Below are 11,981 nucleotides of genomic sequence, written 5' to 3'. Positions count from 1 at the left end.
GCGGCGATTCAATACACGCCTGGAATGAGCCGAGCGGTATGCGCGCGATAGATCTCATAGGCCGCGCCGAACTCCGAACTCAACAGGCGCTCTTCGGCGTTCATCCGCGCGACGAGCGGCGGGATGTTCGCAAGCGCCAGAAGCACGCCGACCGCCGTGTTGAACGCCAGTCCCCAGCCGAGCGCGGAGATCAAGAGGCCGAGATAGCTGGGATGTCTGATGTAGCGATAGGGACCCATGGTCACGAGCTCGTGGCCGGGCTGGATGGCGACGAGGCCGCTGAAACGCCATCCGAGCACGGCGACCGGCCACAGCCGCAAGGCGCCGCCCGCCGCAAGGAGCGCGACGCCAAGCCAGCGCACGGCGTCGCCATCCAGCCTCCACACATTCTCGCGGTCGGCCCAGGCGGGCAGATAGGCGGCGAGAAGGCCGATGATCAGGAACGCCGCAATGACCCATCGATTGCTGCGGTCCTCGCGCAGGCCGGGACTGAGATTGCCATCGACGAAGAGCGACGCGACGCCGAGCGCGAGGGTGACGACGACGAGCGCCGTCCGCGCTGGACTGGAAAAGAAGGCCTCAATCCCGCCGCCGCCGATGATCGCGAGCGCGAGGTAAAGGCCGATCGACAGCGCAACGGCAAAGATGCGGATCAGCAGCGCCATCGACGTCCTGCATCAGGCGCACCGACGCATTCCACGGCGGCGGAACGCCGGAACTTCAAGGCAGTGCCATTCACTTCCTGCATCTCGCAGTCGCCTGGCTGCGCGTGGCGAACCAGACCGCTTTGACCTGGCCGGGACATTTTCCGCATGTCACTCGGCCCTTCGTGTTGACGTAAGCGCACAGCCCGCGCGAAAGGCAATCGTCCGTCGTCACCGGACGCGCGCTCGCCGTCGAGGAGAAAATGCCGCCAATGCATGCGGCGATGGCCAGCATTAGGAGATTTCGCATAACAACAACCTCTTCAAATCAAGGGATCGAACGTCACGCTAATTAGCGCGTCCTGCAATCTCGGAAAGATTGCATGTTTCTCGCGAGCCATGATCATCCATTCATGCCTTGGCGTGCGAAAATTTTTCTCCGCTCGAACTGAGCGCGCGAGCTGCACGCCAGGGGAAACATTGAGCCGACGCGCATCCTAAAATAAGCCGCGTATTGACATTGTAGGTACGGAGCGGTATGCTTTGAAGATGCCAAGCGGGCGTTCCTCATCATCGCGAAGGCGGAAGGCCGAAACCCGAGCGGTTGCGGGACCTGCTTCAGGTTCGAAAACCAAAGGCAGCATCAATCTGCGGATCGAAGCCAAGACACGCCAGCTCATCGACGACGCGGCGGCAATTTTGGGAAAGACGCGCACCGAATTCATGATCGACAGCGCGCGGCGGGAGGCGATCAACGTGCTGCTCGACCAGCGACTCTTTTTGCTCGACCCGGAGCGTTATGACGCCTTCGTGCAGGCGCTCGACAATCCGCCGGCGCCGGGACCGAAGCTCAAAGCACTGTTGCGCCGCGCTCCGGCATGGAAGAAGTAGAACGCGCCGCGCTTTCGGCGCCCACGCCGCTGACCGTCGAACACGATCTTTCGCAGTTCGACTGCGGCGCGCCCGCGCTGAATGATTGGCTGCGCCATCGCGCACTGAAAAACGAGAGCCGTTTCTCGCGGACCTATGTCGTCTGCGCAGACGCGCGCGTGGTCGGCTATTACTGCATCTCGGCCGGCTCGGTCGAGCGCGCCGCCGCGCCGGGCAAGCTCCGCCGCAACGCGCCCGACGCGATCCCGGTTTCAGTCATCGGGCGTCTTGCGGTTGACCGCGACTATGCCGGCAAAGGGCTTGGCGCCGATATGCTTGCAGACGCTTTGCGTCGCATTGCGGTCGCCTCGCAAAGCATCGGCATTGGCGCTGTGCTGGTGCACGCCAAGGACGACGCGGCGAAGCGGTTTTATCTGCGATGCGCGGAGTTCATCGAATATCCGGCCGACAGCCGAATTTTATTCTTGCCGATCGAGACAGTGTTAGCAGGCTTTGGCTAGAGAGGCGCGCGACAGTTTGCATCGAGCTAGCGCGTTTTCAACTACTCGCGCGATCTGTTCTGCTGAGGCGCGGTCAATATCTCTCCCTACTCCCACTCGATTCTCTCGTTGCATCGTAACGTACTGATTTATAAGCGCAAAGTTTTTCCGACGGCGCTCGGAATCCGAACAACGAGCCGTCAAAATTTTTTGCTTATGATTTCAAAGGAAAATTCGCGCGATTCGAATTCAGCGACGTTTCAGCGTCTATCGACAACGATCGGTCGATTTTTCGCGCCATCGACCATGGGGCGCGCTGCACGCCGATACAAGGAAAGACCGTCAGCATTCGTAGCACAACGCGTTCGCACTCGCTACGCTCGTTGCTCACCGTCACCCTGGAAGCACGCCATCAACGAAGTGCAGCGGCGCCTGTTTCCGGTCAGGTCGAACTCCGCCTGATGTCGACATAACCTCGATGGTGAGCGAACAGCCGTCATTAGTCCAAACGCCACGTGCGCGTGCCATTCACATTGTGTAGCCCGGTTTCTTGTAGAGGTTTTCCGGACTCCCAAGAATGCCCGGTTTGTCAGACCTTCAAGTCCTGATCAAGGATGCCGCGCACTACCTCATCTAGCCCTTGGCACGCAACTTCATCTGGCCGGGTGCTTCTTCAATCTCCCTGATGGCCTGTATCGCGAAGCGCCCCAGATCAGGATAGATTGACCAAGCACGAAGCAGCGGAATGTCGCTCGCGCTACCGAACCGCCCCACATTCACCAGAGCCTTTTCGATCACGTCTTCGATGCGGAAGAACTCGAAATAGCCGGATTGAAGGGTCAGCTTTTCAAGGGCCGCCCGGTAAATCGCTGCGACCTCATCAGGGAAGAATTGTCCAAAAGAGGTCACCGGCTTCGAACCCGGAAGCTGCCGCGCGCTTTCAGCGAACATGTGGTCCGACCTGAAGAATTCCCCAACGACGGCAGCCGCGACACCGGTTTCATGGCGCGACAGGATGGCGAGCGGGGCTGCACAATTCGACTTGCGTTCCGAAAATGGAAGATCGTCGCGATTCAGCCAGTAGAGAATCCGGCCGCAAGCCAGCAGCGCATGGTCCGCCGCAGAGACCGCTTCGGCCGAACGGTCAGGCAACGGGCAGCGCAGGCGCGCCAACGCCACGTGAGCCATTTCGAATGTGCGAATGCTGTCCAGAAAGAATGCATCCTTCTTGGGTGGCAATCCCGTCCAGCGCTCAATGATTGCTCCGACGGCCGGGTCCGAATGTGATGCGAGCTCCGCGATCAAGGAGGGAGTGAACATCGAGTCGCGATCGACGCTTTTCGCGGCCATGCCTTGCAAGGCCTTGCGGTCGTCGCCGGAAAGGCCGTTCCAGCCTTCCCAATACGCGCCATCATAGGGATGATCGAATTGCGCGTTCCATAGACCGGCCGCACGCCTCCATGAATCAGGATTGTCCCGGTTGGCCAAAACCTCGTTCATCTCTGCCCTAACGGTCGCGACATGTTCTTCCTGATCGTCGTCGAGCGCGCCGAGGGATTTGAGCGCATCGATCATCCCCCAGGCGTCAAAGCCGCCATTGGTCATGCACGTTGCCTCGATGGAGGCAATCAATGCGCGACGCTCATCGTCATTTAATGCGTGGGCGCTCATCATCGCCGCATGCATCAGCCCGAGCCGCAGGTGGTGGGCGGCTCTCGGCCAGATGCGAACGAGAATTCCGGGAAGGATCGTTCCGATCGAGGGCGCGTTACGATCGGAATACTTGTCGAGTTCGATCAGCAGACCAATCTGGCCAGGGCTCAAGGTTTCGGACTGCAACCGCCCGCGCAGGTTCGCGCTCGCTACGACCTTTGGTCCGTTGTAGAGATGACCGCTCGAAATGGGGCTGCAAATGCACGCAAGCCCAATTTCGCGCATGCCCACGCCCGCATAGCAGACCGCATAGAGGCCCGTTCGCAGACCAAGCTTCTTTTCCCTGGCTTGATCTAGCAATCTGCGCTGCTCTTCGGCTAGCCGATCATCCATTTTTCCTATGAGACCGAGCAACTCATCGAGACGGCGGCCCGCTACCAGTTCGTGCGGAATGGCTGCAAGAAGCGCACGGTCCTGCGCGGACCATGGCTGAACCGTCTCCGGCTTTGCTTGCACGTGCCACATGAATTCGTTGGAAACATCAAACCGCACGGTCGCGATTTCCTGGCCGATCCGCGCAAGTACCTCGTCGCAGCGCTCGTTTGCCCAACGCTGCGCATCAGGTCCGCATTGGCCCGCCAGGCAGGCCTGAATTACCCGCTCGTCTGATAGCTGCGGCAACACCTGGCGCCGGAAGCTGTTATCGTCGATCGCTCCCAGTACGAAAGGCCTCATCTCAAGATGTTGCGGCAACCGCAGCGCGGCCACCACCGCTTCGGGATCGTCGCCCGCGCGCCGGATGATCGCTTCGGCCGCGAATACGTTGAGGAACATTTCGTGGCTGAAACTCACCCGGTCGCCACGCCTGTCCAGAATGTTCGCGTCTTGAAGCGTCTGCAATAAAGCGCCCGATACCCCTTCGCGGTCTGACAGGCGGTCTAGCTCCCGAACCGAAAGGCCGAAACTTATACGCTCGGTCATCATTCCAGCGATGCGGGATAGAGCGCGAATGCCATCGGAGGCGGCAGAGCCGAGCCGTTCGCGCACATAGGCATCAAACAGGCCATACTTACTGGTGTCGGGCGACAACTGTTGTCCCAACTGCCCGATCATCTTCGCTTCAAGACCGCTTCCGACGGTGCCGAGCAACTCCGCAAACGGTTCGGCAGAAACGCCGCCGGCCGCCTGTTGCGCAATGGCCAGTTTTGTTTTGGTGTCGGGAATCTGCACCGCGTAGCTGCGTGCGGGTAGAAGATCGCCGCGCTCAAGCGGCATCCTACTAGAGATGATGGCTCGCGCATCATACCGATTCACGGCCGCAGCAATACTTCGCGTCAAGCGCTGTCGTTCCCCTGGCGTGCATTCGTTGTAGCCGTCCACGACAAGCATAAGTCGGCGGTTCAGCCGCCGTGCAGCGGAAATCATCGCGGCGGCAGACCTCGCCTCGAGCAAGGCGGCCTCGCGATTCACCACATCGCGCAAGCTTCCTTCAAAATCTTTCGCCGGCACGACGATCGGCACGTTTCCGCGCGCCAACCCGGCGAGCCCGATGCCGTAGGAGAGCAAGCTCTTGCCGCATCCTGAAGGTCCCATCAGCAATACGTCGTCGTCCTGCACGGAGCGTTCCAGCACGACCTCCGACGAAAGCTCTTCGCTTTCGCAAACGCACGACATGGGGACCATTTCAGACGTAGGTCCGCCGTAGGTTCGGATGAATGCTTCACCGTAGGCGCCGAGCAGCTGCTCGGCATCGAGCAATTGCGGGCTCAAGGCCGCGTCGATCGACGATACCGCGAGCAAGCGATGATGGGCCGCGAAGGCGCGCCACTGATCCAATGACCACCCGTCCCGCTTCATCGATGTGATAAGCGCCGGAAGTTCATCGAGGCCGCCGATCGAAACCTTGAAATCACTCTGCGGGGCCGTCGAACCCGGAGGAACGGTTGGAACGAAGATCAGGGCCGCATTCGGATAAGGAACTTCGGCCCCGGCAAAGCTTCGCATCGCATCACGCAGCGCCAGCTTCTCGCCGATGGCCTGGAGATATGGGTTCGCGAATTTTTTCCAGGCACCGGAAGCAAGTTGGGCTTCCCAATCGCCGTTGTGGCCCCCGCGCACGGCCGAAGTGAAGCCTTTTGACTCGGTGGCCAGCGCGGCGCAGTCAATCGCGATGACGAGATCGACCTGCCGGTCGCCAAGATTTACATTCGCAAGGATGACGGCTGGAATGCCTTGCGCGGACAGAAATTCGTAGGCGTGCTTCAGCGTGGCCCGCTCGGAAGCATGCTCAATCGGCGCGCCAATGAAAATCTCTACCGAGGCCAACGAGAGCTCCGCAATGCAGAGTGGGCTGTATGGTGACGGAGCTTAAAGCTCCCATCGATTTGCTCTCCCACGAGCCGGAACGCTCCGAGGCCGGCCTGCGCTGCTGCGATTGGAAACGCCGTCCCGGAATTCCCACTGCCGGGAAGAAAGTCATATGGAAGGTCGGCTATGTCTTCGACGGCCTGGGCCTCGCGGAATGACAGCATCTACTCGTCGCCCTCCGCCTGCTGCATGCGCTCTTCAAGTTCGTCCAAAAAGGGTGAGCGCCCGCAATGCATCCGCCCGCGCGGCGTATCCACAAATCCGGAATATAGCATGTGAATCTCGTCGCGCGCCCGTGTAAGGCCGACGTAGAATAGCCGTCGGCTTTCGCGGCGGGCGGCTGGCAGTTCGTTGCGCCAGGGCAAGCTACCGAGGTCGAGCCCCACCATGATCACGACGTCATATTCGCATCCCTTGGCGGAATGCAGAGTTAACAGATTTAGATGCAGCGGCGACCCGTCGCGTCCGCCGAGGCTCGCTAGATCAAGGTCGGCTAAAGAGCCGCCAACGGCGAGAGCTGCGACCATCCTTCCCACTTGTTCTCGCTGGTCTGAGAGGCTCGGCTCCGCCGCCATCGGCGCGTCGAGCATCCCCGCTTTCAGCGCCGCAACGAAGTCGCGCGCAAGACTGTCATCAGTCCGGAGTGACCAGAGAAGCTGGGTCAGGCGCTGCGCCTCACCCCGCGCCTGCTCATCGGAAATGCGGGCCCGACGAAATCCGAACCACCGATCAAGCAGCCCTCGCAATTGTGGCCGCGCTTCACGCCAGCCTCCTGCGCACCAAGCTGCGCAGTCCTCGATCCAGCTCGTAAGCGCAACCTTGCGGTAAGGGGCGGCGTTATCGACTCGAATAAAGTCCAACCCTGCTGCGGTCACGGCTTCGGCCACAATGTCACCGGCGCGAAAGTCCCGATAGAGGATCGCGATGTCACCGAGCGACCGGCCCGGCTTGGCAGCGAGCGCCGCAGGGATGATTTCGGCGACCGCGTGAGCCGCTTGCCCCGCAAGGCCATCGTCACACTCGACGAACGCAATCACCGCCTGGCGGTCGGGATCATGGGATTGATAACCGCGCGCTTCGCCGAGCGCCATCTCCGAAGCGCTCACGATACGCGACGCCGATCGGTAGTTTAGCTGAAGCTGGACACGCTCGACGTCGTCTCGCTCGGCTAGCTCCTGCAGCAACGCTCCGTCCGCGCCTGTGAATCCATAGATCGACTGATCCGGGTCGCCGACGGCGAACAGACGGATGCCGCCATCGAATGCCACGCGCTTAACGATGCGGTGCAGCGCAACGCCCAGATCCTGGTACTCATCAACTGCCAAGACCGGAAACTTTGCTTGGAGCAGCGGCAGCACCCAGTCATGCTCTGACACCAGACGCTGTCCGAAAATCACAAGATCATCGAAGTCGATGAGACCTAACCGGCGCAGTTCGGCTTCGTATCCCTCTGCCCATGCGGCGAGTTCCCCCTCGCTTGTCCAAGCGACTGATGCCCTGTCGAGGACGGATCGTCGATGCCGTCCCAAGTCCATGGGCTTGTTGGGGTGGCCAACGCCGAACAGACGGTCGCCGATGCGCTTCATCGCCTGGTCGCTCTGCTGCTGCGTGGCGACGGTGAGCGGGAGCGCCACCGGCAGGTCCGCGAGCCGACCATACGGCATGACGAGATGCCTCACGCAGAAACCATGCACCGTGCCGATGAAGAGATTGGGCGCCTCGCGCAGGCCCAGTCGCTCCAGACGACGCGTCAGCTCGCGTGCGCATTCCTGACTGTAGGTGATGCACGCCGCTCCTCGTGGCGCGCGCACGTCCTCCGCCATGATCCGGGCAAGCTTCAGCACCAGCGTCTTGGTCTTGCCGCTGCCTGGCCCGGCCAGCACCACGCAGTTGCCTGTGGAGTCGTAGGCCGCTTGCTGACCCGGATTGCCGGCAAGATCGGCCGCTTGGGCGAGATATGCCGCGCTGACACTACGCAACGGCATCGCGGATATGCTCCAGCGCCTGCCGGATGTAATCCGGACAGGTGTCCTCGGTAACGCTAGGGGCGAGCGCCTGGGCGAAGCGTCCCTTGCCGATCCGTTCGATGAGCGCGATCAGCGCGTCTTCATCGAGTGTGTCAGGTTCGTCCACCCATCCTTGCAGTTCCCCCCGCGTGTCGTCGCCAATAGAAAGCTCCTCCCCAATCACCTCCTGCATGGCCTCGGCGAGTCCGCTGGTGAACAGCTCCGGCTCCAGCGTGTTGCTATTGACGAAGTAGCCGAACGGCTCAGCGCGGGCGATCACGGTATCTGCGTCCAGACGCCGGTAGTTGACGCCCTCTTCCCACAACTGCAGCACATTGATCAGCCGCCGACGAACACGCGGATGGCTCACCCCGTTCGGATCGCGGTCCGTCAGGATGACGTGCGGGATGTTCAGGCCCTGGGGACCAAGCAGTTTGACGTAGGGCGTGAAATTCGTGCCGCCGACCGAGCAGACCGTGATGCCCAGCATGTCGAGAGGAATATCCAGCGCATCGGCAAAAGCCGGGACTAGGAACCGCTCGGCGTCGCCTTCGACAAGGATCACGCCCCGAGCAAAGAAGATCTCGCCGCGGCTTACATCGATGTAACGCTGAAGGTCCGCCTCGTCGCGCTCGCTGAGGGGGGCCGTGGCCGTCGAAACCGCGACCGTCGCATTCGCCGCTGCATCATGACGGAGCAGCACGATGGAACGGATCGGCGTAACGCTCGCAATGTGCGGTGAATGCGTGGTCAGGATCGTCGTGAGGGGCGACGTGACCTCCTCGCCATCGTCGACGCTTCCGAGAAAGTAGCGATAGACGAGCCGCTGAACATGCGGGTGAAGATGCGCTTCAGGCTCTTCGACCACGAAGAACGTGTGGTCACGCTCGCCGTCTGCCACGAGACGATCGAGTTCGAGGCTCTTGAGCGCCAAAAAGATAAGATTGGCGGTGCCAAGGCTGGCGTCAGGAACGCCGCGCGCACCATTGTCGATCAGCAGACGCAAGCTCCGCAGCAGCGCATCAACCCGCGTCGGCGCGAGGCCAAGCGTCAACGGCACGGCATGCTGCTCCCCAGCAATAGCGATCAGCCGCTCGCTGATCCGTTCCGCCGTAGCGACCACTTCGTCGTGGCTCACCAGCTCGGCCTGCGCCTGGTTGACCTGCTCCTGGATTTCCGCGCGCGCATCCTCATCGAGAGAACTGGCGAGTTCCTCAATCAGCGGCCGCAGCGGTGAGTTACGCCAGCTCGACAGATCTTTCTCGGCGTCGCGCAGTGCGACCTGCACATCGAGCGGTAGCATCCGCCGTAGCGACGGACCGACGGACATCTCGGGATCGTCACCACCGAAGATGATATACTCATAGTCGGCCAAGCTCTCCGGATCGCGTCCGAGATTGGCCTTGGGTTGAAAGCGGTACGTAAGCCGCGCGACCATGGGCGGTCCCGGGTCCACCACACAGTCGTTGAGATGCGCCATCAATCGCGGATCGTCAGTGAAGTCGGTCAGCTCGATAGCGATCTCGATCGTTTCTCCAATCTTGTTCTCGCCCAGTCCGTCCCAAAAGTGTTCAAGGCCGAGCTGGCGCTCGCGTTCCGACAGGCCGGGGTCGAGAATGAGTTGCAGGGCTCGGACGAAGTTGCTCTTGCCAACTTTGTTTTCGCCGACGACTACGACGCTCTCGCCGGTTCGCACATCGAGTTCGGAAAAGTTCGTGAAATTCGTTATTTTTACGCGCGAGATTCGCACCTTCGCCCCCTAATTCTCTAAGTCATCGAATATTACTGCCCGATCTATGGTTTTACCGCCGGTGCTGCTGTCGCCTGCGCGGCCGAAGTGGATCGCGACGGAACAATGTCCTTGAGCCAACTCACCGTCAGCGCAATCACGAACGCAAGCGCGACGGCGCCGATGACGCGGTAGTAGGTTTGCTCCTTCTCAACGGCATGGACGCGATCGCCGAGCGCCTTGTCGACGTCCTTGATTTTCTTCGAAAGGCTGGCGAAGGACTGAAGTTCACCGGCGACGGCCGTCACCAGTTCGGGATCGATTCCCTTGTGAACGGCTCCATCCTTCTTGAAGCCGGTCTCGCAGTCGAGGCTCGCGTACCAGATCAGGAAGATCGGTTGCCCGCGCTTGAGGTGGATCGGCACGGGGCCGGCGTTGAAGACAGCGAACGTTAGCTGTCCGCTATAGCCAGGATCGACATGAAATCCAGAAACATTGACGAGGCCGCGGAACTTGGTCTTGGCGCGGATCGAGATGAAAGCCAGGGCATCGGCGGGGACGGAGACGATTTCCTCGGTGAGCAGAAAAGCGAACTGGCCCGGCGGAATAGTGAACGCCTCGCCATCGCCGAGCTTGCGGACGGTGACCGTGGTGGGATCAGCTGTCTGATCGTTGGGCGACACATAGATTTCAGGGCCGATCGACAAAGTATAGGCGGCGCAGTCTACCCGCCCGGGCACGAACGGCTCGATCAGCGTCTTCAGCCGTTCGCTGAGCGTCTCCCCACTCCAGAACATGGCTGGCGGTTTATTCATCGCTTCGTTCCCCCTGCTCTCTATTATTCATTCACGGCGCGCCATAGTGTTGGACGCGCTTTCGTATGTCTCAAGGAAAGACGGGCCTTGTGAACGTCATCGGACACGGCATTGACCTAGTTGACGTCGCCGAGATCCGGCGCTGGATTGAGGATCCGCGCGACCCGCTGGTTCCGCGTTGCTTCGTTCAAGTCGAACTTGACGAGATCGGCGATGGGCCCGATCGGATCGAGCGCCTGGCTGGGCGGTTCGCCGCTAAGGAGGCGGTGCTTAAGGCGCTCGGCACGGGGTTCGGCGCGGGAGTTGCGTTCACCGATGTGGTGATCCACCGCGCGCCCGGCGCGGCCCCGGAGGTCCGGCTTGCCGGCGGTGCGGCGAAGGCCGCTGCGTCGTTGGGCGTAACTGCTTGGCGGCTCAGCATCAGCCATGCTGGTGGCCTGGCGATGGCAAGCGTACTCGCGCTGGGGCCGGAGGCTCACGCACACGATTCCTGAATAGCAGACGGGCCCAGGAAGGCGATGCGCCGTGCGTCGAGATCGACAGCGATACGGCCGCCGCGCGCGGCAAACACTGCGCGCCACGCTTCGAAGCTTTGCAGGATCGCCTGTTCCCACTCGCCAGTCGTGCACTGCCGGACTTCCAAATGAGACGTCATGTCCTTGATCGTCCGCAGCAGCTGGAAATCGAGCGCGGCAACGCCTTCGAGAAAGCGATGGCGGCGGGCATAATCGAAGGCCAGCGCCGCCACACCCTCTTCGATCACGGCCGCGCGCCCGCCGTCTTCGACCTCGTCGAGGAGCGGCCGGCTCTTGCGCTTTCGCCGAAGCAAGGCGCGCGTGATCGGCGACCAGCCAAGCACGGCGGCGTAGGCGAAGTGAAACACGTCATGAAAGCGATAGCCGTCGGGATCATAGGCATTATCGGTGAGCTCTGCCCCAAACGGCTTGCCGTCGATCAGGACCCGCACCCGTTGGCGCACTTCGCCTTCGACGTCGATGAGCTCGACCTCGAAACGGCGCGGCAGGCGCTCGCCTTCAGGTAACTCGGCGTCGAAAGTCAGCGGCTCGGTGCGTTCGCTAGCCCAGCGCTGCTTGACCTTGGCCAGGTTGGCGGCGGCGACGTCGGAAAGCGAGAGGTCGAACTTGCTGGCGACATTGGCGATGTACCAGAGCAGGTCACCCAGTTCCTCGGACACGCGCTCCTTGAACAGCCGATGTGCCTCGCCGTCGCGGAGGTGCTTCTTGTACTCGCTGAGCAGTTGGCCGGTTTCGCCGGCGAGGCCAAGCATGGGCACGATCAACGAGGTCGCATCGTCGACACCGTCGCGTGCGGGCACACGATCGGTGTGCAAAGCCTCCTTCTGATAGGTGTTGAAATCCATGCTCGCCTCCTTCGCA

At 61.4% G+C, this 11,981-nt stretch carries 9 protein-coding genes; 3 read left to right on the top strand and 6 right to left on the bottom strand.

Annotated elements, in window-relative coordinates:
* Positions 1 to 8 precede the first annotated feature (8 nt).
* Positions 9 to 665, bottom strand: a complete 657-nt coding sequence (locus AC0X69_RS01290; protein WP_482610529.1) for a methyltransferase family protein — start codon at positions 663 to 665, stop codon at positions 9 to 11.
* Between the two features lie 528 nt (positions 666 to 1,193).
* Between AC0X69_RS01290 and AC0X69_RS01285 the strand changes: the two genes are divergently transcribed.
* On the top strand, positions 1,194 to 1,535 hold the full coding sequence (locus tag AC0X69_RS01285; RefSeq protein ID WP_482613289.1) for a type II toxin-antitoxin system TacA family antitoxin: 342 nt from the start codon (positions 1,194 to 1,196) through the stop codon (positions 1,533 to 1,535).
* The gene (locus AC0X69_RS01280) at positions 1,523 to 2,035 is read left to right on the top strand and encodes a GNAT family N-acetyltransferase (RefSeq protein WP_482610527.1); all 513 of its coding nucleotides are present in this window, start codon (positions 1,523 to 1,525) and stop codon (positions 2,033 to 2,035) included. The genes AC0X69_RS01285 and AC0X69_RS01280 overlap by 13 nt, the downstream gene beginning before the upstream one ends.
* A gap of 612 nt (positions 2,036 to 2,647) precedes the next feature.
* On the opposite strand, the gene AC0X69_RS01275 is transcribed toward AC0X69_RS01280, so the two are convergent.
* From AC0X69_RS01275 to AC0X69_RS01260, 4 genes are all read right to left on the bottom strand, one after another.
* Positions 2,648 to 5,992 (bottom strand): NERD domain-containing protein, encoded by a 3,345-nt coding sequence (locus AC0X69_RS01275; RefSeq protein ID WP_482610525.1) that lies wholly within the window; start codon positions 5,990 to 5,992, stop codon positions 2,648 to 2,650.
* Positions 5,993 to 6,198: 206 nt separating this feature from the next.
* Positions 6,199 to 8,019: an ATP-dependent helicase gene (locus AC0X69_RS01270; protein WP_482610523.1), complete on the bottom strand. Its 1,821-nt coding sequence runs from the start codon at positions 8,017 to 8,019 to the stop codon at positions 6,199 to 6,201.
* Complete coding sequence (locus AC0X69_RS01265) at positions 8,006 to 9,790, bottom strand: ATP-dependent nuclease (protein WP_482610521.1); 1,785 nt, start codon at positions 9,788 to 9,790, stop codon at positions 8,006 to 8,008. The genes AC0X69_RS01270 and AC0X69_RS01265 overlap by 14 nt, the downstream gene beginning before the upstream one ends.
* 44 nt (positions 9,791 to 9,834) lie before the next feature.
* A complete protein-coding gene (locus tag AC0X69_RS01260) occupies positions 9,835 to 10,566 on the bottom strand; it encodes a dCTP deaminase domain-containing protein (protein ID WP_482613288.1) in 732 nt (243 codons plus the stop codon).
* Positions 10,567 to 10,649: 83 nt separating this feature from the next.
* On the opposite strand from AC0X69_RS01260, the gene acpS reads away from it, so the two are divergent.
* Entirely contained in the window at positions 10,650 to 11,078 is a 429-nt protein-coding gene (acpS, locus tag AC0X69_RS01255) for a holo-ACP synthase (protein ID WP_482610519.1), read from the top strand.
* On the opposite strand, the gene AC0X69_RS01250 is transcribed toward acpS, so the two are convergent.
* The gene (locus AC0X69_RS01250) at positions 11,060 to 11,965 is read right to left on the bottom strand and encodes a nucleoside triphosphate pyrophosphohydrolase family protein (protein WP_482610517.1); all 906 of its coding nucleotides are present in this window, start codon (positions 11,963 to 11,965) and stop codon (positions 11,060 to 11,062) included. The two genes, acpS and AC0X69_RS01250, sit on opposite strands and share 19 nt — an antisense overlap.
* Between the last annotated feature and the right edge of the window lie 16 nt (positions 11,966 to 11,981).

This window comes from Methylocystis sp. Uni0008, from assembly GCF_056838045.1.
Note: the sequence above shows the minus strand (reverse complement) of the source record. Positions and strands in the feature narration are given on the sequence as shown.